Annotated in this window: 20 protein-coding genes; 8 read left to right on the top strand and 12 right to left on the bottom strand. The window is 58.2% G+C overall.

Translation table 11 applies throughout. The annotated features are described in order from the left end of the window. The first annotated feature begins 280 nt into the window (after window positions 1-280). The 3 genes from dnaE to ACRZ95_RS17720 all read left to right on the top strand — a co-directional run bounded on the left by dnaE (window position 281) and on the right by ACRZ95_RS17720 (window position 4,451). The gene (gene dnaE, locus ACRZ95_RS17730) at window positions 281-3,781 is read left to right on the top strand and encodes a DNA polymerase III subunit alpha (RefSeq protein ID WP_170680284.1); all 3,501 of its coding nucleotides are present in this window, start codon (window positions 281-283) and stop codon (window positions 3,779-3,781) included. Between the two features lie 83 nt (window positions 3,782-3,864). Next, entirely contained in the window at window positions 3,865-4,077 is a 213-nt protein-coding gene (locus ACRZ95_RS17725; RefSeq protein WP_419738497.1) for a YMGG-like glycine zipper-containing protein, read from the top strand. Between the two features lie 5 nt (window positions 4,078-4,082). After that, entirely contained in the window at window positions 4,083-4,451 is a 369-nt protein-coding gene (locus tag ACRZ95_RS17720) for a YmgD family protein (RefSeq protein ID WP_170680286.1), read from the top strand. Window positions 4,452-4,501: 50 nt separating this feature from the next. On the opposite strand, the gene ACRZ95_RS17715 is transcribed toward ACRZ95_RS17720, so the two are convergent. Together ACRZ95_RS17715 and ACRZ95_RS17710 are read right to left on the bottom strand one after the other, a co-directional pair. Further along, complete coding sequence (locus ACRZ95_RS17715; protein WP_170680288.1) at window positions 4,502-5,260, bottom strand: SDR family NAD(P)-dependent oxidoreductase; 759 nt, start codon at window positions 5,258-5,260, stop codon at window positions 4,502-4,504. A gap of 132 nt (window positions 5,261-5,392) precedes the next feature. After that, window positions 5,393-5,587: a SlyX family protein gene (locus tag ACRZ95_RS17710; RefSeq protein WP_170680290.1), complete on the bottom strand. Its 195-nt coding sequence runs from the start codon at window positions 5,585-5,587 to the stop codon at window positions 5,393-5,395. 125 nt (window positions 5,588-5,712) lie between these two features. Here ACRZ95_RS17710 and hisS point away from each other — a divergent pair, with 125 nt between their 5' ends. The 3 genes from hisS to hisG are packed head-to-tail and all read left to right on the top strand — an operon-like array spanning window position 5,713 to window position 8,978. Then, a complete protein-coding gene (gene hisS / locus ACRZ95_RS17705; protein WP_170680292.1) occupies window positions 5,713-7,200 on the top strand; it encodes a histidine--tRNA ligase in 1,488 nt (495 codons plus the stop codon). Window positions 7,201-7,203: 3 nt separating this feature from the next. Next, window positions 7,204-8,292 (top strand): ATP phosphoribosyltransferase regulatory subunit, encoded by a 1,089-nt coding sequence (locus ACRZ95_RS17700; protein ID WP_170680294.1) that lies wholly within the window; start codon window positions 7,204-7,206, stop codon window positions 8,290-8,292. Continuing rightward, window positions 8,289-8,978 carry an ATP phosphoribosyltransferase gene (hisG, locus tag ACRZ95_RS17695; protein ID WP_170680296.1) on the top strand — a complete coding sequence of 230 codons (690 nt, stop codon included), beginning with the start codon at window positions 8,289-8,291 and terminating at the stop codon, window positions 8,976-8,978. The genes ACRZ95_RS17700 and hisG overlap by 4 nt, the downstream gene beginning before the upstream one ends. Here the strand turns inward: hisG and ACRZ95_RS17690 are convergent, their stop codons facing one another. Beyond that, a complete protein-coding gene (locus ACRZ95_RS17690; RefSeq protein ID WP_170374510.1) occupies window positions 8,979-9,410 on the bottom strand; it encodes a DUF1489 domain-containing protein in 432 nt (143 codons plus the stop codon). It abuts the gene before it with no gap. Window positions 9,411-9,544: 134 nt separating this feature from the next. Here ACRZ95_RS17690 and ACRZ95_RS17685 point away from each other — a divergent pair, with 134 nt between their 5' ends. After that, on the top strand, window positions 9,545-11,827 hold the full coding sequence (locus tag ACRZ95_RS17685; protein WP_170680298.1) for an adenosylcobalamin-dependent ribonucleoside-diphosphate reductase: 2,283 nt from the start codon (window positions 9,545-9,547) through the stop codon (window positions 11,825-11,827). Between the two features lie 385 nt (window positions 11,828-12,212). On the opposite strand, the gene ACRZ95_RS17680 is transcribed toward ACRZ95_RS17685, so the two are convergent. Further along, window positions 12,213-13,160: an alpha/beta hydrolase gene (locus ACRZ95_RS17680; RefSeq protein WP_170680300.1), complete on the bottom strand. Its 948-nt coding sequence runs from the start codon at window positions 13,158-13,160 to the stop codon at window positions 12,213-12,215. Between the two features lie 119 nt (window positions 13,161-13,279). Here ACRZ95_RS17680 and ACRZ95_RS17675 point away from each other — a divergent pair, with 119 nt between their 5' ends. Further along, on the top strand, window positions 13,280-13,870 hold the full coding sequence (locus ACRZ95_RS17675) for a TetR/AcrR family transcriptional regulator (RefSeq protein WP_170680302.1): 591 nt from the start codon (window positions 13,280-13,282) through the stop codon (window positions 13,868-13,870). 160 nt (window positions 13,871-14,030) lie between these two features. Here ACRZ95_RS17675 and ACRZ95_RS17670 read toward each other — a convergent pair whose 3' ends face one another. The 8 genes from ACRZ95_RS17670 to ACRZ95_RS17635 are packed head-to-tail and all read right to left on the bottom strand — an operon-like array spanning window position 14,031 to window position 20,940. After that, entirely contained in the window at window positions 14,031-14,969 is a 939-nt protein-coding gene (locus tag ACRZ95_RS17670) for an acetamidase/formamidase family protein (protein WP_170680304.1), read from the bottom strand. Window positions 14,970-14,972: 3 nt separating this feature from the next. Beyond that, the gene (locus ACRZ95_RS17665; protein WP_170680306.1) at window positions 14,973-16,001 is read right to left on the bottom strand and encodes a branched-chain amino acid ABC transporter permease; all 1,029 of its coding nucleotides are present in this window, start codon (window positions 15,999-16,001) and stop codon (window positions 14,973-14,975) included. Next, complete coding sequence (locus ACRZ95_RS17660) at window positions 15,998-16,894, bottom strand: branched-chain amino acid ABC transporter permease (RefSeq protein ID WP_170643166.1); 897 nt, start codon at window positions 16,892-16,894, stop codon at window positions 15,998-16,000. Before ACRZ95_RS17660 ends, ACRZ95_RS17665 begins: the two co-directional genes overlap by 4 nt. Window position 16,895: 1 nt before the next feature. Further along, a complete protein-coding gene (locus tag ACRZ95_RS17655) occupies window positions 16,896-17,600 on the bottom strand; it encodes an ABC transporter ATP-binding protein (protein ID WP_170680308.1) in 705 nt (234 codons plus the stop codon). Between the two features lie 41 nt (window positions 17,601-17,641). Then, window positions 17,642-18,796, bottom strand: coding sequence for an ABC transporter substrate-binding protein (locus ACRZ95_RS17650; protein WP_170680310.1), 1,155 nt, complete (start codon window positions 18,794-18,796; stop codon window positions 17,642-17,644). A gap of 29 nt (window positions 18,797-18,825) precedes the next feature. Then, window positions 18,826-19,536, bottom strand: coding sequence for an ABC transporter ATP-binding protein (locus tag ACRZ95_RS17645; RefSeq protein ID WP_170374558.1), 711 nt, complete (start codon window positions 19,534-19,536; stop codon window positions 18,826-18,828). Then, window positions 19,529-20,170 (bottom strand): cysteine hydrolase family protein, encoded by a 642-nt coding sequence (locus ACRZ95_RS17640; protein WP_170680312.1) that lies wholly within the window; start codon window positions 20,168-20,170, stop codon window positions 19,529-19,531. The genes ACRZ95_RS17645 and ACRZ95_RS17640 overlap by 8 nt, the downstream gene beginning before the upstream one ends. After that, complete coding sequence (locus tag ACRZ95_RS17635) at window positions 20,167-20,940, bottom strand: N-formylglutamate amidohydrolase (protein ID WP_170680314.1); 774 nt, start codon at window positions 20,938-20,940, stop codon at window positions 20,167-20,169. Before ACRZ95_RS17635 ends, ACRZ95_RS17640 begins: the two co-directional genes overlap by 4 nt. Window positions 20,941-20,988: the final 48 nt, after the last annotated feature.

Genomic DNA, 20,988 nt, shown 5'->3' with positions numbered 1-20,988 from the left:
GAGTGGCGGGCGAAGTGCTTGCCGTCAGATGTTAGAAACAGCGCACCTTATCTGGCAAGAAAAACTGCCTATATGATGCACCATTGGACCGGAACGACCTGTGAATATTGCAGTTGTTTAGAAGTCAGGCACTTGTAAATAAAGACCATTTTTGAAGCGGTGCTGAGTCTGACCCGAAGCACCTTCTAAAAAATCAGAATAATCGCTGCTGATTTTTTAAGCAGTCCACAGAGTCGGTTCCCGCTTTTTCGTCGCTGCTGACTGGGATAGCGTGCGGGGTATGAGCAGTACCCCTCGATTCATTCACCTTCGCGTTCACACTGAATATTCCCTGCTGGAAGGCGCTGTGCGGCTGAAAAAACTGCCCGGCCTTTGCGAGAAGGCAGAGATGCCCGCCGTTGCGGTGACCGACACCAACTCGATGTTCTCGGCGCTGGAGTTTTCAGTCACCGCCAGCGGGGCCGGGATTCAGCCGATCATGGGGTGTCAGGTCGATCTGACCTATGTGCAGCCGCAACCCGGTGAGAAGCCGAAAGCGCCTGCGCCTCTGGTGCTGCTGGCGCAGTCCGAGGTTGGGTATGAGAACCTTATGAAGCTGAGCTCCTGCCTCTATGTGGACAAAGGCGGGCAGTTGCCGCAGGTCACGTTGGAGGAGCTGGCGGATCGGTCGGAGGGTCTGATCTGTTTGACTGGTGGACCAGAAGGCCCAGTGGGAATGTTGCTGCAGCAAGGTCAGCGCCCTGCGGCTGAGGCTCTGGTCGACCGGTTGGCGGGGATGTTCCCGGATCGTTTGTATATCGAACTGCAACGCCATCCGGGCGAGGACGGCCAGCCTGAGGCCGAGCGCCTGACCGAGCGCGGTCATGTCGAGATGGCCTATGCGAAGAACCTGCCTCTGGTCGCCACCAATGACGTCTATTTTCCAACCTCGGATATGTATGAGGCGCATGATGCGCTGATCTGTATCGCCGAGGGGGCCTATGTCGATCAGCAAGCCGGTCGCCGCCGTCTGACCGCGCAGCATTTTTTCAAGTCGCAGCAGGAAATGGTGACCCTGTTTGCAGATTTGCCCGAGGCCATCGAGAACACGGTCGAGATCGCGCGCCGTTGCGCCTTTATGGCCTATCGTCGTGATCCCATACTGCCCAAATTTGCCGATGATGAAGTGGCCGAACTGCGCCGCATTGCGAATGAGGGTCTGCAGAAACGTCTGGCCGTGATCCCTCATGCGGTGACGCCCGAGGAATATCAGGAACGTCTGGATTTTGAGCTGGGGATCATCGAAGGCATGGGATTCCCCGGCTACTTCCTGATCGTTGCCGACTTTATCCAATGGTCCAAGGATCATGATATTCCGGTAGGACCGGGTCGAGGCTCGGGTGCGGGGTCTCTGGTAGCCTATGCCCTAACGATCACTGACCTTGATCCGTTGCGCTACAGCTTGCTGTTCGAACGGTTCTTGAACCCCGAGCGGGTCTCGATGCCCGACTTCGACATCGATTTCTGTATGGACCGCCGGGAAGAGGTGATCCGCTACGTGCAGCAGAAATATGGGCGTGACAAGGTGGGGCAGATCATCACCTTTGGTGCGTTGCTGTCAAAGGCTGCCGTGCGTGACATCGGGCGGGTTTTGCAGATGCCTTATGGGCAAGTCGACCGGCTGTCCAAGATGATCCCGGTTGAGGGGGTTAAACCCGTCTCAATCGAAAAGGCCCTGAAGGATGAGCCGCGCCTGCGCGAAGAAGCGCGGAATGAAGAGGTGGTGGAGCGTTTGCTCAACTATGGCCAACAGGTTGAAGGGCTGTTGCGGAACGCCTCGACCCACGCGGCGGGTGTGGTGATCGGCGACCGGCCGTTGGATGCGCTAGTGCCGCTCTATCAGGACCCTCGGTCCGACATGCCTGCGACCCAGTTCAATATGAAATGGGTGGAACAGGCCGGGTTGGTGAAGTTCGACTTTCTGGGTCTGAAAACGCTGACCGTGATCCAGAACGCGATGGATCTGATCTTCAAATCCGGGCGGCCTCTGCATGTCGCGGCGGACGGGACCGAGCTCTATGAACCAGCTGAAGGGGCCGAGAACCAGATCAACGCCATCCCGCTGGATGATGAGCCGACATACAAGCTCTATTCCGCGGCCAAGACAGTGGCGGTGTTCCAGGTGGAATCCTCGGGCATGATGGACGCGCTCAAGCGCATGAAACCTACCTGTATCGAGGATATCGTGGCCCTTGTGGCGCTCTATCGCCCCGGTCCGATGGAGAACATCCCGACCTATTGTGAGGTCAAAAACGGGTTGCGGAAAATCGAATCCGTGCATCCGCTGATCGATTATATCCTTGAGGAAACGCAGGGCATCATCGTCTACCAGGAACAGGTGATGCAAATCGCTCAGGTGATGGCCGGGTATTCCCTCGGCGGCGCTGACCTGCTGCGCCGCGCTATGGGTAAGAAGATCAAAGAGGCGATGGATGCCGAACGCCCGAAATTCGAAAAGGGCGCCGCAGAGAATGGTGTGGATGCCAAGAAAGCCTCCGAGGTGTTCGACCTGCTGGAGAAATTCGCCAACTACGGCTTCAACAAATCCCACGCGGCCGCCTATGCGGTGGTCAGCTATCAGACCGGCTGGTTGAAGGCGAACCATCCGGTTGAGTTCATGGCGGGCGTCATGAACTGCGATATCCACCTGACCGATAAACTGGCCGTTTACTTTGAAGAGGTCCGCAAGGGGCTGGACCTGCCTTACATCCCGCCTTGTGTGAACCGCTCTCAGGCCACGTTTGATGTGGACAATGGGCATCTTGTCTATGCGCTGGGCGCGTTGAAAAACGTGGGTGTCGAGGCGATGAGCCTTGTGGTTGATGGTCGGGGTGATAAACCCTTTGTCAACCTGTTCGACTTCGCGCGCCGGGTTGATCTGAAAAAGGTCGGCAAGCGCCCGTTGGAGATGCTGGCACGGGCCGGGGCCTTTGATGAACTAGACAAGAACCGCCGCCGCGTGTTCGAAAGCCTCGATCCGCTAGTGCAGTATTCGGCGGCGATCCACGAACAGAAGAACTCGAACCAGGTGTCATTGTTTGGCGAGGCGGGGGACGACCTACCCGAACCGCGCCTGTCGCCGACGCCGGATTGGCTGCCTGCTGAACGCCTGAGCGAAGAGTTCAAAGCCATCGGTTTCTACCTGTCGGGCCATCCGCTGGACGACTACATGCCTGCACTGAAACGCAAACAGGTGCTGACCTTGGATGAGGTGACGGAAAAGGCGCGCTCTGGCCCTCTGATCGCGAAGATGGCCGGGGTTGTTGCCGGCCGGCAGGAACGGAAATCGGCCCGCGGCAACCGCTTTGCCTTTGCGCAGCTTTCGGACCCGACTGGTGCGTATGAGGTCACGCTGTTCTCGGAAACGCTGGAGAAATCGCGCGAATATCTTGAGACGGGCGCGCAGGTGGTTCTGACCGCCGAGGCGACGATGGAGGCAGATCAGCTGAAACTTCTGGGTCGTTCGGTTGGTCCGGTAGATTCGGTTGTGGCCGAGGCGGGTGCGACCGGCCTGCGCATATTCGTCGATCAGCCGCAGGTGCTGCCCACAGTGGCAAGCGTGCTGGCGGATGCCGCCAGCGCTGCGAAGGGGGCTGCAAAAGGGCCGATCCAGCTGTGCCTGATGGACCCAGGACTGCCGGGCGATGTCGAGATGGATCTGGGGCAGGACTTCCCGATCAACCCGCAGATCAAAGGCGCGATCAAGTCGCTGGATGGCGTTCTGTCAGTGGAAGAGGTCTGATCCCGGCTTTATTGCCACAGCGATGTCCCCCGGCTAGGCTGTAACTGCACATTCTGTGACAAATGAAACAGGAGGGTTAGGGTTTGGCTCTTTCAGCTATGGGCTCCAAAGCGTTGGTATTGGCGGGGGCGATCTCGCTTTCCGTGGCGACTGCGGCTTTTGCGGACGACAAAAAGAAGAAGCAGACAATCGAAGGTGCGTTGATCGGCGCCGGAGTTGGGGCCCTGATCGGTGACGGCAAGGGCGCGGCAATCGGCGGTGTGGCCGGTGCGATTATCGGACATAACTGGAAGTGATTGCGATGCGGATGAAAACTCTCAAGCCTGTTGTGTTGGTATCACTTTTGGTGACTCCGGTGTTTGCTTTGGCCGACGAAGCCGCTCAGCAGATGGTGCAGGATGCCTTGCCTGTCATGCACTACACCTGCGCCTCAATCGCCGAAGAGGCGGACGGGGATGAGGCCTTTGTTGTTGAGGTCGTGGGCAAGATGACGGCCCTGTCGCTCTATAATCGTCAGATCAATATCGAAGACCACGCCGCCACGGATGAAGACAAAGCGCAACTACGCGAAGCGTTCATCGCCGCTCTGTCTGAGGGCTGTGCTGCGGATAAAAACGCCCTTCTAGGCGGGGTCGTCGACAACGCGGTGAAAGCGTCGCTGGGGTTGTGAGCCTGGATACTCTATTTAGCGTCCCGACGCGGGCAAATCGTGGCCGAATTTCAGTTGCTTGATCTTAGAGCCGGTAAACCCACGCCAGTGCTTTCGAACCCGCCATCGGACGCGATCACCTGACCCGTGACGTAGCTGGCTTTGTCCGAACAAAGGAAATAGATCACTTGCGCGATCTCATCCTCCGAACCGTATCTGTTCAGTGGGATAGCGTCATGATATGCGGCGATGATTTCGGGCGAGTGGACTGCCATCGCAAGCTTGGTACGGACCGGGCCTGGACACACACAATTGGCGCGTATACCGAATTCTCCTAGTTCGGCGGCTTGTTGCTTGGTCAGGTGGATGACGCCCGCCTTAGACGTTCCGTATGCTATCCGAAGTGTGCTGGCCCTCAGTCCCGAAATCGATGCGATGTTGACGATAGCACCGCGGCTTTTGCGAAGGGCCGGTATAGTCGCCTGGGATACCAGAAACACGCCATCAAGGTTGGTTTCCATAACGCGACGCCACACCTCGAAATCGTGTTCTTCAATTGGTCCGAAATCTGCGACACCCGCGTTGTTCACCACAGCATCAATGCGATTGAACTCGGTGAGAACGGCCTTGACCAGGCTAACAACCTGATTTTGATCTGAAACGTCCGCGACGAACGCAACCGCACCGTCTAGATCCTTTGCGGCAAGAGAAAGCGCCTCAGAGTCACGATCGATCATCGCAACGTTCCAGCCGTTTTGTAGAAACAGTTTTGTTGTCGCCAGCCCGATGCCACGCGCGGCACCTGTGACAAGAGCAAGTTTGTCGGCCAATGAACGTCTCCTGCCAGTGAACTGATGTTAAAGTATTAGCCTACCAACAAGATTTCGGAAGGTAACCCAGTGATTAGTATTGGATGTGACCAGCAAGAACCGGAAAAGCAGGCAGCAACATCGAAATCTGTCTCAATAATGCGGCGGGCGTTCGTCTCCAAACACGACCCCGCCCGAGCCTTCCTGCGGCCGTTCGGCCTCGCGCTGCAGCAGCATTTCGACGCGGCGGGTCAGGCGGTCGATCTCGGATTGCTGGCGTGTGACGACGGTGTTCAGCTCTTCGACCGTGCGGGTCATATGGGCGATCTGTTCTTCCAGATGCTGCATTGGGGTCTCCTTCAGGGACGGTCATAGCGGGTCAGCAAAGCCAAGACCAGCGAAAGCGCGCCTTGCCCCGATGCGGGCCATGGGATAGACCGCGCGCGGAACATGACCCGTGAAGGACGCCCCCGATGGCCAAGCCCAAGAAACAGCCCCGCCCCAAGGCCGTAACGCCGAAAGGGTTCCGAGACTATTTCGGCGAGGAAGTCACGCAGCGCACCGAGATGCTGCGGACGATTGCGGGCGTCTATCATCGGTATGGGTTCGACGCTTTGGAGAGCAGCGCGGTCGAGACCGTCGAGGCGCTGGGCAAGTTCCTGCCCGACGTGGATCGCCCGAACGAAGGCGTGTTCGCATGGCAGGAATTTGACGAAGGCGGCAACGGAGATTGGATGGCCTTGCGCTATGACCTGACCGCGCCTCTGGCCCGCGTCTATGCGCAGCACCGCAACGACCTGCCGACGCCTTACCGCCGCTACGCGATGGGTCCGGTCTGGCGCAACGAAAAGCCGGGTCCGGGGCGGTATCGTCAATTCTATCAGTGCGATGCGGACACTGTCGGCACCGCCTCGATGGCTGCGGATGCCGAGATCTGCGCGATGCTGTCAGACACGCTGGAGACCGTCGGCATTCCGCGCGGCGATTACCTTGTGCGCGTCAACAACCGCAAGGTTCTGAACGGTGTGCTTGAAGCGATGGGTCTGGGCGAAGACGCCGCCGCCCGCGACAACGTTCTGCGCACCATCGACAAGTTCGACAAGGTCGGTGAGGCCGGTGTCCGAGAGCTGTTGACCAAGGGCCGTCTGGATGCCTCGGGTGCGTTTATCGACGGTGTGGGCCTGAGCGAAGATCAGGCCGAACCGGTGCTTGCTTTCCTGACCTCCAAAGCTGCTGATACCGCCGGAACGCTCGCGAACCTGCGTGCTGCGGTTGGCGACAGCAAGATCGGTGCAGACGGCATTGCAGAACTGGAACAGATCGGTTCGCTGCTGGATGCGGGCGGCTACGGTTCGGACCGGATCGAGATCGACCCGTCGGTAGTACGCGGTCTCGGCTACTACACCGGCCCGGTTTATGAAGCCGAGTTGACCTTTGAGATTTTCGACGAAAAAGGCCGCAAGCGGCAGTTCGGTTCCGTCTCAGGTGGTGGTCGTTACGACGATCTGGTCAAGCGCTTCACCGGGCAGGAGGTGCCTGCAACTGGTGTCTCCATCGGTGTCGATCGCCTGTTGGCCGCTCTGCGCGAGAAGGGGCGTCTCAGCGCGCAGGCAACAGGTCCTGTGGTCGTCACTGTCATGGATCGCGACCGTATGGCTGACTATCAGGCGATGGTGGCTGAGCTGCGGAATGCCGGTATCCGGGCCGAAGTCTACCTGGGCAATCCGAAGAACTTCGGCAATCAGCTGAAATATGCGGACAAACGGAATTCTCCCATCGCGGTGATCGAAGGGGGTGACGAGAAGGCCAATGGCATCGTTCAGATCAAAGACCTGATCCTTGGCGCCAAAATCGCCGAAAGTGCCACGCTGGAGGAATGGAAAGAACGTCCCAGCCAATTCGAAGTGCCGCGCGGTGATCTGATCGCAAAGGTCCGTGAAATTCTGGACAGTCAGGACTGAGCCATGGCCAACCGTTCCAAGATACAGGCCCGCGCCGCGATGATGCGCGTCCGGTTCGAGGCGGCAGGTGCGCAGGTGGTCGATACGCCTCTGCTGCAACCGGCCGAGACACTGCTGGATCTCTATGGTGAAGACATCCGCGGGCGGGCCTATGTCACGTCGGACGCTTTGCGGGGCGAGCAGATGCTGCGCCCGGATTTCACTTTGCCAGTGGTGCAGATGCACATGAGCGACGGCGCAGAACCCGCGCGCTATACCTATTCTGGAGAGGTCTTTCGCCGTCAGGAGCATGACCCGGACCGGTCGAATGAATATATCCAAGTGGGCTATGAGGTCTTTGAACGCGACGACCCATCCGGCGCGGATGCCGAGGTGTTTTCGCTGTTTGCGTTGCAGTTGCGGGGCCTGCCTCTGCGGGCGGCGACCGGGGATATCGGAATTCTGACCGCAGCTGTCGAGGGCCTTCGCACGACCGAGCGTCGTAAGACCGCCCTGATGCGACATCTGTGGCGCCCCCGCCGGTTCCGTATTCTTCTGGATCGATTTGCCGGCCGCAAACCCGGCCCCGAAGGGCGAGACGCGTTGCTGAATGCCGCAGATCCTTTGGACAACGACATTCCGATGATCGGTAAGCGTCGTGCCTCCGAGATCGAGGCGCGGATCGAAGCTTTACGTGAAGATCGCGACACGCCGCCCATCTCAGACAACGAACTGGCCGGGTTGGAGACGCTGTTGAATGTGCGCGAGACCATGCCATTTGCGCTGGAACAGCTGCGCGATGTGGCGGTCGACCTGCCGCAGATCACGCAAGCGCTTGATCGGCTTGAAGCCCGGATCGCAGCGATGCAGGCGCGGGGTGTGGATGTTGAACGGTTGGATTTTGAGGCTGCGTATGGCCGGACCTCGATGGAGTATTACGACGGGTTCGTCTTTGGCTTCTACGCCGAAGGCCGCCCTGATCTGCCTCCGATCGCGACTGGCGGGCGCTATGATGCGCTGACCCGGCAGTTGGGCAATGGCGAAGAAATTCCGGCTGTTGGCGGTGTCATCCGCCCCGACCTGATGCTCGAGATCGAGGAGGACGCACAATGAGCCTGAAACTGGGCGTGCCCTCGAAGGGCCGGTTGATGGAGAAGACTTTCTCGTGGTTCGAAAAGCGCGGCATCGCTCTGTCGCGCAGCGGGTCGGACCGGGAATATGCGGGTAAGGTCGAGGGGATCGATGATGTCTCGCTTATCCTGCTGTCAGCGGGTGAAATCCCGCGTGAGCTGGCAGCAGGTCGTATCCACCTAGGGGTCACGGGCGTTGACCTTGTGCAAGAAAAGCTGCCGCGCTGGGAACAGCAGGTTGAAGAAATCGCCGCGCTTGGCTTTGGCAAGGCTGACCTGATCATCGCCACGCCTGCCTGCTGGGTCGATGTGGATACGCTGGATGACCTGGATGCAGCGGCGGCTGCGTTCCGCAGAACACACGGTCACCGGCTGCGGATTGCGACCAAGTACCACCGTTTGGTTCGTGAGTTTCTGACCGATGCCGGGGTGGCCGACTATGCTCTGGTTGACAGCCAGGGCGCGACTGAAGGCACCGTGATGAACGAAACGGCCGAAGCCGTTGCCGATATCACCTCGACCGGTGAAACACTGCGGGCCAATCACCTGAAGATCCTCTCGGACGGTCTCATCCTGCAATCGCAAGCGACCCTGTGGCGCAGCCGTGTGGCGAGCTACGATGCTGGCGACAAAGCGGTTTTGTCCGAGCTGTTGGATCGCCTGCGCTGACTACAATATGCCGATTTCGGCCAGAGCGCGGTTCAGATCGTCGGGTAGGGCATCGTCCTGCTCGCGCGATTTTGGGAGATCGGCAGGGGTGTCTTCGGGTTTCAGATAGCGCCAGCCCTGAAAGGGGCGCTTCAGGGCGTTCTGGGTGCGATGTACCTCGGGGTCGAGAACGATGGCGCAGCGGCGGATACCGTCTTCACCGCGTACCTCGTCAAGGCGCAGGATGCGCTGGCGGCATTGGATCACGCCTTTGATCACCCAATAGATCGAACCTCCGTTCAGGATCTCGGCCTCGCGCTTGGGCCACATACGCGTCACGTGGCGCGGGCAGCCATCCGCATAAAGCGGCTTGCGGCTGTCCTGCCACGCCATCAGCGTGTCGACGCTCTCTGACCCGACCGAAAGTTTGACGAGGTTTACGAATTTATCCACAGTTTACCCACAGAGTCGCCCCAAAGGAATTGGTTAAGAAGGTAGGGTTAACGGGTTATTGCATCAAGTCATAGTAGCGCTAGGTGGCTAATTTGGTCTATCTTGTATGCCTCGCAGCTGAATAGGAATCACCAATGAGCCGCTTTGCCGCCCCCATCGCCGAGCAGATCTGGGATATGAAATACCGCTTTAAACAGGCGGATGGCACGCCCATCGACCAGACGGTCGAAGACAGCTGGCGACGTATCGCGCGCGATCTGGCGCGGGTCGAGAAAGACCCCGCCTATTGGGAAGAAAAGTTCTACGCCGCGCTGGAGGATTTCAAATATTTACCTGCCGGTCGCATCACCGCAGGCGCTGGGACCGCGCGGCAGGTGACCTTGTTCAACTGCTTCGTCATGGGCACCGTACCCGACAGCATGGGCGGCATTTTCGATATGCTGAAAGAGGCCGCGCTGACCATGCAGCAGGGTGGGGGGATCGGTTATGATTTCTCAACCATCCGCCCACGCGGGGCGGATGTGAAAGGGGTTGCAGCGGACGCCTCTGGTCCGCTGAGCTTTATGGACGTTTGGGACGCCATGTGTCGGACGATCATGTCCGCAGGCTCGCGCCGGGGCGCGATGATGGCGACGATGCGCTGCGATCACCCGGATATCGAACAGTTCATCACTGCCAAGTCTGACCCGGCCCGTCTGCGCATGTTCAACATGTCGGTGCTGGTGACTGACCCGTTCATGGAGGCGGTCAAGGCCGACGGCCCGTGGGAGCTGGTGTTCGGTGGCAAGGTCTATCACACAGTTCAGGCGCGGGACCTGTGGAATAAGATCATGCAGGCGACCTATGACTATGCCGAGCCGGGCGTGATCTTCATCGACCGCATCAATGCGGCCAACAACTTGAGTTATGTCGAGACGATTGCCGCAACCAACCCCTGTGGCGAGCAACCTTTGCCGCCCTATGGCGCGTGCCTGTTGGGCTCGATCAATCTGGCCCGGTTGGTGGCTGAGCCTTTCGAAGACGCGGCGCATCTGGACGAGGATGCTCTGAAAGATCTGGTCGCCACTGCTGTGCGCATGATGGACAATGTGGTGGACGCGTCGAAGTTTCCTCTGCCCGAACAGGAGGCCGAGGCGCAGGCCAAGCGCCGCATCGGGCTGGGTGTGACAGGTCTGGCGGATGCGCTTTTGATGTTGGGCCTGCGCTATGGCTCTGACGAGGCGGCGCGTCAGACCGAGCGCTGGTTGCACACGATTGCCCGCGCCGCTTATCTGGCCTCAGTGCAACTGGCGAAGGAGAAGGGGGCTTTCCCCTTGTTCGATGCCGAGAGGTTCCTTGCCAGCGGCACGATGCAGCAGATGGATGACGATGTGCGCGATGAAATCCGCGCGCATGGGATCCGTAACGCGTTGCTGACCTCAATCGCGCCGACGGGCACGATCTCTCTCTATGCGGGGAACGTGTCGTCGGGGATCGAGCCGGTCTTTGCCTATGCCTACACGCGTAAGGTGTTGCAGAAGGACGGCTCGCGCACCGAAGAAGAGGTGGTGGACTATGCCGTGCAGTTGTGGCGCGACAAGTTTGGCGACAAGGACCTGCCGGAGTTTTTCGTGAATGCGCAGACGCTGTCTCCGTCGGATCACGTCAAGATGCAGGCCGCAGCACAGAAATGGATCGACAGTTCGATTTCGAAAACGATCAACTGCCCTGAGGACATCAGTTTTGACGCGTTCAAAGATGTCTACATGCAGGCCTGGGATCAGGGGTGCAAAGGCTGCACCACCTATCGCCCCAATGACGTGACCGGATCGGTCCTTACCGTTTCCGAGAGTGCGGATACCGCACCGGGCGAAAGCGCCGCCGCCCCGCATGAGGTCGATGGCGGCGACGTCGTCTACATGTCCGAGCCGCTGGACCGCCCGCAGTCGCTGGAGGGGTCGACCTACAAGTTGAAATGGCCCGACAGTGAGCATGCGATCTATCTGACGATCAACGATATTGTCATCGGGGGCCGCCGCCGTCCGTTCGAGGTGTTCATCAATTCGAAGAACATGGAGCATTACGCCTGGACACTGGCGCTGACCCGTATGATCTCGGCCGTGTTCCGGCGAGGCGGGGATGTTTCGTTCGTGGTCGAAGAGCTCAAGGCCGTGTTCGACCCGCGCGGGGGTGCCTGGGTGAAGGGCAAATATATCCCGTCGATCTTGGCAGCGATTGGCGGGGTGATCGAGCAGCACATGGTCAATATCGGCTTTCTCGAGGGAGAGGGGATGGGGCTAAAGTCCGACCCTCAGGCGCAGGTCGTCAACATGGATGCACCACGGGGCAAAGCATGCCCGTCATGTGGGCAGTATGACATGGTGATGATCGAAGGCTGCATGACGTGCAGAAGCTGCGGTCACTCGAAATGTGGCTGAGGTGAGGGCGCGAAACCCGTTGTGAACCGCAAGGCAATAAGAACCCATCTCGTCAGTATTGTCGCCCATACGCAAGGTCATTTGCGCCCACAATCCGAAACTCTTGGGTTTCTAGGGAAGAAATGGCGCCGGGTCTTTGATCGCCGAGACCTTTATGTGCGAGTTGGGAAGTACACACCGAAATCTCGCGAGTTTTGTACCAACAACAGAACATTGGCCAGCTGCTCGGATCGCATCTGTAGGCATCATTCCCTGACGGACTAGCACGTCAACTTGCGGCAGCTTCTGAACTATTTCCTCTTGCTTGTGTCTCTTGTTCGACATTCGCGGTCCACCGTTTCTCAAACAGAACGGTGGACCAAATCAAACGAAGCACTCCATCGCGTCAATTGTTGAAGAACTCTGCCACTGCATCGGTCGACGCTTTCACGGCCTCGGGCTTATAGTAAAAGTCTACGTGGCTGAATTCATCGAATGCCAACTCTTTGTGGTCATTGGTCAGTTTTTCGACAAATGCGGTCGAGCAGATCGCTGTGGAGGCATTTGTGCCGTAGATGGTCAGCGACGGCTGCACGATTTTGTCTGCATAGGCTTCACAAATTGAGAACAAAGACTGCATTGCCTGATCAGCAATGTGCATGTTGGTATAGTTGGGAACTACAACCGGCCCCTTAGCACCATCACGGCCGTAATAGTCATAGGTTTCGCCAGCCATGTCTGGGTAGGCGGCCGCTTCCGTGAACTCTTCACGAGACATTTCGTCGTTCAAGCCGAACGGTGCAACGTAGTCTGGCTCGCCGGTTTCATATTGCTTCTGCATCGAGGCATTTGCTGCGTCGATCATCTGATTGGCCATATCGCGATCGGTCCACTGGAACGCGTCCGAGGCCATCATACCCGACACCATCGCGATTTTCTTGATACGGTGGTCTGTCACCGCTGCCGATGCGATGGTCTGACCGCCCTGACAGACGCCCAGGCCATAGATTTCTTCGACGAAGGGTAGCGTACCCAGGTACGAAACCGCGTCCCAGGTGTTTTCGATCAGGCGGAAATTGTAGCGCGATTGTTTGAATTCGCCGGGCAGTGCGGGGCTATCGCCCATGCCCAGATAGTCGAAGCCGAGATAGATGAAGCCGCGTGCCGCCATTTCGGGGCCGTAGGTCGCTGGTATTTGATCCTTAACCTGCGGGAACGGGCTGGCTCCCACGATGGCCTTGTAGGTTTTGGTCTCATCAAAACCTTCGGGCAGGTAGAGATCACCGGCCAAATCCACGCCAAAAGATTTAAAGGTCACTGCGTTTTTGCCAGCGATGAAAGTTTGGGGGGTCATGGTTTGGGTCCTTTCGAGGTCGAGCAGGATTGCACCTTGCTAAAGTAAATCGCTTTGTTTACTTATGTTGAGGAGGTGAATTTTGTAAACGCAATTTTTTACTTTTTGAGGCGAAATCCGTGAAACGTACTGAAAAGAAAAGAAAAGATATCATCGATGCAGCAATCGATGAGTTTCGGGAACAAGGATTTCTAGGGGCTAGGACGACCTCAATCGCCCAAAAAGCAAATGTTTCGAGCCGCACGCTCTACAACCACTTCGAAAGCAAAGAGGCCCTCTTCGAAGCAATCTCAGAAATCATGTTGGAGCAGAACCGGAGTATGCAGCCGGTTGCCTATGACCCAAGTCGTGACTTCGTTGAGCAGCTGAAAGACGCTCTTTGGGGGTACATCTCGATCATAACGGAAGAGACAGCAATTGGTCTAAACCGCATGGTCCTTTCAGAGCTGATCCGCGACCTCGATCGTTCTCGGAAATTCTTCACGGAGACAGAAGCGCACGACTACCCAATGACGCAGTTGATCGGTGAAGCCATGGACGCGGGCGTAATCCGAAAAGCCGATCCGGTCTTCGCGACCAACCAGCTCTTGGGGCTTGTCAAAAACTTCTTCTTCTGGCCGGAGTTTTTCCTGGGCGAGAACCCGATCCCCAATGGCGTAATGGACGATTGCATCGCCATGTTTATGGCGCACTACAAAATGGGCAAGTGAACCGCTGGTGAAGCGCTAAGTGCTGGTCGTCACGATGGCAAAACAATCGAAGCCGAAGGTCACCCACCGAAAAGATCGCTTATGCGCGGACCTTCTTTAAACGGCTGACGGCTTCCGACATCGATCGCATACCTCCGGTATTCAGAAGTTGCAGCGTTCTTCAGTCCAGAACTGTCTTTGGAAAGTAGAATGAGACCGTCCAGTTTGGGATATCCACGATCTCACTGATGCGCAGATCGCCGCAGACCGAGCAGAGCATGTAGGCATCAAGCGCGGACATCCCCGTCGTGGCCGAGATCCAGTCGACCATGCCCGCCACCGCATCGCGGGCGGCCTGCATGAGATCCTCACCGATGCCTGTCGTCGCCTTGTAGCCGGAGGTATCGAAATGGCGGGTGACGGGACCGTCGGTTTCAAACCGGGGATAGGGCAAGTTCTCGCCTTTGAGAAGGTCGATTTTGATGGCCACGTCCATAGGGCTTTCGATGGCTGTGCCGCAAATCTCGCCATCGCCTTGCGCCGCATGGGTGTCCCCCAGAGACAGCATCCCGCCCGCTACTTCAACCGGGAGGTAAAGCGTTGTCCCTACGCAATTGTCGCGGATGTCCAGGTTGCCCCCAACTCGGCGTGGAGGCACGACGGAATGCAGACCCGGCTCGGCCAGCGCCAGCCCGATTGTGCCGACGAACGGCTTCAGCGGTACCTTCCCGCCGGGGCCGAACAGGGCAGGGGTCATCGCGTTGGCGTCATAGTTCCAGATATGCAGGGCTGCGTCGGGAAACTGATCGGTCAGCAGGCCAAACCCGGGGATGTTGGCGGTCCAACCCCAGCCCGAAGGTTTGAAATCAAGAAAGGTCACGGCAACGGTATCACCGGGCTCGGCCCCTTTGATGTGGATCGGTCCTGTGACCGGATTGACCGCGTCAAAGGACAGCGCACCCAGGTCAGCCACGGTCGAGGAGGCGTTCAACTGCCCGCCCGAGCTGTCGATGGTTTCGACCTCGACGGTCTCGCCGGGGTCGACGCTCAGGACGGGTTCGATGGAGTTGTCCCAGCCGAAATGGTGGTTGTGTTTGTGAATAGTGTGGTTGCAACCCATGACTTACTCCTGTTTTTTCAGAACCAGGTCTTCGATTTCTTGATCACCCATGATACCTCCGGGACGCAGGGCCATAGTCAGTACGATGACAGTTCCCAGTGCAATACCCGACAAGCCGAGCACTTCGGGCAGGTCGATGCCCAGCAAGACCGGGCCGGTTTCCAGCCATCGCACGCATTCCAACCCGAACGAGATCAGAAGCGTGCCCAGAACCGCACCTGTGACTGTCCGCATTCCCCCAAGGATCAGCATGGCGAGTGTCAGAAAGACGTGGTTGAAATAGAAGGGCCGTGCGCTGATCGTGCCAAGGAAATAGGCGTAAGCAATCCCGGCGACCGCAAGCAGGATGGCTGACAGGACCCAGGCAATCAGGCGTAACCGGCGAATATTCACGCCCATTGCGGCGGCTCCGACCTCATCATCGGCGCAGGCGCGTAGTTGGATGCCCCAACGGCTTTCGCGAAACAGGCGCACTACGAAGACAACGAACACGGACAAGATCACGATTGACGTCAGTGAAAACACCTGCGGAATGCCGAAAAACGCTTGGTTTCCTTTGAAAATGTCGGTGCGGTACAGGAATACCGAGTGCACGATGACCAGGACGGCAAGGGAAAAGATGGTCACGCCAGATCCCGTCAGGCGCACGACAAACAGCCCAACGATCAGGGCCAGAACGGCGGTGATCACAATGGCAAGCAGGGCCGAACTGACCGGATCCAGCGAAAAGGCATTCAACCCCCAAGGCGCATCCGGAAGAGAGATGGATTTGACCGTTACCGGCGTCACGCAGATCGCGGCCACATAGGCACCGATCCCCATAAAGGCACTGTGGCTGAGGTTGGTCAGGCGCGCATTGCCCATGAATATCTGCATGGCCAGAACAACCAGTAGGTTCACGTAGGCGCTGTAGACCAGCCGAAGCTGATAGCGAGAGCCGAAATAGGTCACGATCAGCCCAATCGCGATCAATACGGCGGCCAGGATCGCAGCGCCCACCAGCCCGCGTCTCTGACTAGGGTTCAGGATCATATCTTGTCCCCCTTCTCAGTCGGGGGTGACAGGATGCCATCCGGCCTCCAAACCAGAACAAGGGCTATGATTCCAAAGACAAAGGCGTCTTTCATGCCGCCATATTCCTGCGGCAGAAGGACCAGCATCGCGACCTCGATGGCGCCGAGAAGGAAGCCGCCCAGCACGGCTCCGGGCAGGCTGCCGAACCCTCCGACGACGCAGGCCACAAAGGCCTTGAGGACCGGGTTGAACCCTAGGTGCGGATCAACAGACCCGCGCCGCGCCATGATGAAGATACAAGCTAGCCCGGCTAGAAGGCCCGACACCATGAAGGCCACTGCAAACACTCTGTTGGATTTGACGCCAACCATCCGGACCATCTCAAAATCCAGCGAGGCGGCGCGCATGGCCAGACCCAGTGTTGTGCGTTTGAGAAACAGCATCAGTCCGACGATCACCAGCACAGTCGTCACCGCCTCGAACACCTGAAGGGAGGATACCTGAACGCCGAAAAGCTGCACTGGCCAATCGAGGAAATACAGCGACGTCACAGCCACGGGGCGTGGTGAGACCGCAAGCAAGAACACGTTCTGCAAAATGATTGAGACACCAAAGGCGGTCAGCAGACCCGTTGTTGGATCTGCGTATCGCACGGGTCGGAACGCCACTCGTTCCAGCAACAAGGACATCAGGATCGCAGCGGCGATAGCTCCGCCTATAACGATAAAGGGGTTGTTCAGCGCCAGTGCAGCAAAGGCCACCATCGTGTAGCCACCGACCGCGATCACCTCACCATGGGCAAAGTTCACCAGCCCCATGATCGAAAAGACAATCGCCAGGCCGAGTGCAATCAGCGCATATTCCGCACCAAAGGCGAGCGCGTTCATCATCTGCTGGGCCACATATTCCATGTCAGGCGATCCCCGTCAGTTCCGCCATAAGCGCGCTGCTTTGGCCCAGCGTTTCCTTGGTGCCCTCGGCCACGATCCGCCCGTTATTCAGAAGGTAGGCGTAGTCCGACAGGCGAAGCGCCTGCGTTGCGTTCTGTTCTACCAGCATGATCGTCATTCCCTGCGCTTTCAGCTGTTCGATCATCTTGAAAATCTGGCCTACGATCTTGGGGGCCAGACCCAGGCTAGGTTCATCCAGTAGCAGGATCTTGGGGCGAGTCATCAAGGCGCGGGAAATGGCCAGCATCTGCTGCTCTCCGCCCGACAAGGTGCCTGCGGGTTGGTCTCTGCGTTCGCCAAGGATCGGAAAGGTCTCAAGCCAGTGGGCGATGTCGGCGTCTTTGGCCGCGCGGTCAGATCGCGTGGCACCGCCCAGAACCAGATTTTCTTCGACGCTCAGGTTCGAGAAGATGCGGCGTCCTTCGGGGGCCACGGACATACCCGCCTGTACGCGGGCTTCCACAGGCAACGCAGAGATATCGGCACCGTCAAAGGTGATCCGGCCCGAGGACTTGACCACACCCATCAGTGCCGAGATAGTCGAGGTCTTGCCCGCGCCATTGGGGCCCAGCAAGGACACACAGCGGCCCTTGTCCACGGCGAAAGAGATGCCGTGCACGGCCTCGATCGGACCGTGAGAAACTATTAGGTTTTCAACATTCAGCATGGGATTGGAAACGGGGGCTGGAACCGCCCCCGTCTTTTGGCTCAGTTCCAGTCTTTCGGTGTGTTTTCGGGAATTTCGTTCGAGATCAGAACCCGCTTGCCATCTTTATAGCCAATCACAGGGATTGTGCGCTGGGCGTAGGTTTTCGTGTCTTTGAACGAAATGCTGTCGACTGTCAGCACTGGGATCGAGTCGGCTGTACGGATTGTCTCTGCAATCACCGCCGGATCGCTGCTGCCAGAGGTTTCGACCGCCCAGGCAACGGCCTTGACCGTATCAGCGCCGGTGGCCGGGAACAGGCCGGGCACATCGTGGCCCAATTCCTTGCAGTCCGCCATGAACTTAACCACGGCGCTTTCGTCATGGCTGGGGGCCAGTGTGGCAAAGAACACCTTGTCGAGGATTGCAGGATCATCAGCTGCGACAGCATCCAGGGATGGATCGTCAAACCCATCCGAGCCGACCACCCACGCGTCAATACCTGCGCTGCGTAGCTGTCGGACCAACACACCGATATCGGGCATGATCGAAGAAATATAAACGGCGTCGATCTCTTCACCCAGTGCTTTCATGTCGGCGATCTGAGGTGACCAGTCCGATGTGCCAAAGCTGAAATTCATCTTGGCCAGCACCTTGCCGCCGCCTTCCTCGATCACTTGACCGAACCAAAGCGGGGTACGCGCGGACCACGACCCGCCTTCGTCTGAGGTCAACAGAACCACATTCTTGACCCCTTCGCTAAGCGCGTGGTTGGCAGCTGCCGTTGCCGTGAACGGGTCAGGCGAGACGCCGGTAAAGAAGTTGTCCACGATGCCCGCATGCATCTCGACCTGCGTGGATTGTGGCTGGAAGATGGAAACGCCGTAAGGTTGGGCGATCTGAGCAACCGGGATCATCGTGTCAGAGAACGGCGTGGTCCCCAGCATCACAACGCCTTCGTCCAGAAACTTTTGCGCCAACGAGATCGCCGCCTGCGTATCACCTGCGGAATCCTGAACCAGAACTTCGATCTTCTTGCCGCCAGCACCGCCGTCGGCGTTGATCATATCGGCCATACAGCGCGCGCCCAGGTATTCGGAATAGATGGCCAGATCACCCGTCATCGGTACGCCCAGCCCGATCTTAATTGTATCTTCAGCGACCGCGGGTAGGGCGAGGCTCATGGCGGTCAGAGTCGTAAGGGTCAACTTCTTCATACTTGTTCTCCTGTTGAAAGCCGCCTGCGTCACGCGGCACGTTCATCGGTTTCGCCAAGATAAGCGTCGATAACCTCTTGGTTCTTGGTTATTTCTTCGGGTGCGCCTTCGGCAATGATGGCACCCATGTTCAAAACAGTGATCTTGTCGCAGAGCGACATGATGAATTTAAGATCGTGGTCGATCACCAAAATCGCGCAGTCCGAATGTGTCCGCACCCATGTCAGTGACCGGCCCAGAGCGTCCGTTTCCTGTTCGTTCATCCCTGCGGCGGGTTCGTCCAGCATCAGGACACGCGGGTTCAGGGCCAGCGCGCGAACGATCTCCAGCCGCCGAAGCTGCCCATATGCCAACGACCCGGCATTGTGGTTGAGCTTGTCCGACAGGCCGAACTCGGGGATCGCGGCGTCGACGATTTCGGCGCCGCGGCCAGAATAGCGGGCGACGTCGATGTTTTGCGCGACGCTGAGGCTTGGAAAGACCCGCAGGTTCTGGAACGTCCGCGCCACACCGCGCGCCGCGCGTTCGTGGGCGCGCAGGTTGTCCAGTGGCTCGCCATCCAGCGAAAGGCTGCCTGCCGAGTGGGTCAGCAGGCCAGAGATCAGGTTGACCAGCGTCGTCTTGCCTGCGCCATTGGGGCCGATCAGACCGCGCACCTCGCCCGGTGCGACGGACATGGTCACATCCTCGACGGCGTGGACCCCGCCAAAGGTCTTGGTGATGCCGTTCAGATCAAGCACCGGCCAATTCCTCGACCAGTTCTTTTGTGGTGACCTGTCGGCAATAGCCTTTGATCGCGCGCAGAGAATTGTCGTGCCGGTCCTGCGTATGAGTCAGGCAGGCATCTTCGACCTGAGTGACAAGGTAGCCCAGATCACATGCGTCCCGGATGGCGCTTTCGACGCATTGATCCGTCAAAAGGCCGGACAAAACGACCTGACGAACGCCAAGATTGCGCAGGATGTAGTCAACATGCGTGGACACAAACACTGAAGAGGACGTCTTCGGCAGCACGATCTCATCGCCTTGGGGCGCGATCTGGTCAATGACCTTTCCGTCCCAGCTGCCCTTGGGAACATGAAAACCCGTTATCTTGTAGTCCAGTGACCGGTCCCGCCCGTCGAGCGTCAGGCTTTCGATATTGGTGTACATGACCTCGACGCCGGCAGTGCGGCAGGCGGCCTGTATGGCCTGCATGTTCGGGATCACGCGGGTGTCCAGCTGATCGAAAAACCAGCCGTATTTCTCATTGAATTCGGCCTCAGGCAGTTCTTTGAATTCGGCTCCTTCCCGGTGTGCCGAATAGTTCTGCACGTCGATGAACAACAGCGCGGATTGCGATGGGATAAGTGGAACATTTCGGGTCAAACTCACGTCTTGGTCTCCAATATCCGGGTAAAGGCCTCGGCGAGAAGATGCGCCCAATCCTCAACGCCTTTTGCATCGCGGATCAGGTCATTGCGGATCTCGACCAGCGAATGTGCCAGTCCACGCGGTTCGGCGAAACGCGGTATGAACCAGTCGCTTTCACTGTCGATCTGATAGGGCTGGTTCAACGCCATATGCAGATCGGGACGCAGGGCCGAGATATGGTCGATAGCGGCCTGCCCCGTGGTCGGGTCAACGCGGGTTAGAAATCCGGCGTGCCAAGGCCGCGCCTCACCATCGACCTGTGCGGCGAAGGAATGGATCGACACCGCAAGCACGCGCGGTGCCCGGTCCAGCATATCTTCAATGGCACCGTTCAGTGGGGCCATAATCTCGCGCTGGCGTACAGCGCGATCCGCAGCGGTCAAGTTCAGATTGGCTGGGATCTGCTCTCCAAAGCTGTTTGGCGGAATCGAATCTGGGGCTTCGATCGGGCGGTTGCAATCAATCACAAGGCGGGAATAGCGCTGCAAGACCAAAGGAGCCCGTAGGAGGTCAGCCAATTGCCGGGCCACGGCCTCGGCCCCGATGTCCCAACCGCGATGGCTGGCCTGCACCTCTTCCGAGACACCAAGATCACCGAGCTTTTGCGGGATCGCGCGCCCGGCGTGTTCGCAGAGCAGCGCGATCTTTGCATCACTGTCACGATTCACCCATTCCACCGGGGCGGGATCCCCGGCGACAAGCAATTCTTGGGTTGCGGTTGATGTATTCATGTGGCCCACGTTAGAGAACAAGTTTTTTCAGAGTCAATAAAAAATAGA

This window comes from Ruegeria sp. AI3 (assembly GCF_056541245.1).
Note: the sequence above shows the minus strand (reverse complement) of the source record. Positions and strands in the feature narration are given on the sequence as shown.

Coding starts and splice junctions, on each gene's coding strand:
- dnaE (WP_170680284.1), top strand. CDS start 281: ATGAGCAGTACCCCTCGATTCATTCACCTTCGCGTTCACACTGAATAT.
- ACRZ95_RS17720 (WP_170680286.1), top strand. CDS start 4,083: ATGCGGATGAAAACTCTCAAGCCTGTTGTGTTGGTATCACTTTTGGTG.
- ACRZ95_RS17710 (WP_170680290.1), bottom strand. CDS start 5,587: ATGCAGCATCTGGAAGAACAGATCGCCCATATGACCCGCACGGTCGAA.
- hisS (WP_170680292.1), top strand. CDS start 5,713: ATGGCCAAGCCCAAGAAACAGCCCCGCCCCAAGGCCGTAACGCCGAAA.
- ACRZ95_RS17700 (WP_170680294.1), top strand. CDS start 7,204: ATGGCCAACCGTTCCAAGATACAGGCCCGCGCCGCGATGATGCGCGTC.
- hisG (WP_170680296.1), top strand. CDS start 8,289: ATGAGCCTGAAACTGGGCGTGCCCTCGAAGGGCCGGTTGATGGAGAAG.
- ACRZ95_RS17685 (WP_170680298.1), top strand. CDS start 9,545: ATGAGCCGCTTTGCCGCCCCCATCGCCGAGCAGATCTGGGATATGAAA.
- ACRZ95_RS17680 (WP_170680300.1), bottom strand. CDS start 13,160: ATGACCCCCCAAACTTTCATCGCTGGCAAAAACGCAGTGACCTTTAAA.
- ACRZ95_RS17670 (WP_170680304.1), bottom strand. CDS start 14,969: ATGGGTTGCAACCACACTATTCACAAACACAACCACCATTTCGGCTGG.
- ACRZ95_RS17665 (WP_170680306.1), bottom strand. CDS start 16,001: ATGATCCTGAACCCTAGTCAGAGACGCGGGCTGGTGGGCGCTGCGATC.
- ACRZ95_RS17660 (WP_170643166.1), bottom strand. CDS start 16,894: ATGGAATATGTGGCCCAGCAGATGATGAACGCGCTCGCCTTTGGTGCG.
- ACRZ95_RS17655 (WP_170680308.1), bottom strand. CDS start 17,600: ATGCTGAATGTTGAAAACCTAATAGTTTCTCACGGTCCGATCGAGGCC.
- ACRZ95_RS17650 (WP_170680310.1), bottom strand. CDS start 18,796: ATGAAGAAGTTGACCCTTACGACTCTGACCGCCATGAGCCTCGCCCTA.
- ACRZ95_RS17635 (WP_170680314.1), bottom strand. CDS start 20,940: ATGAATACATCAACCGCAACCCAAGAATTGCTTGTCGCCGGGGATCCC.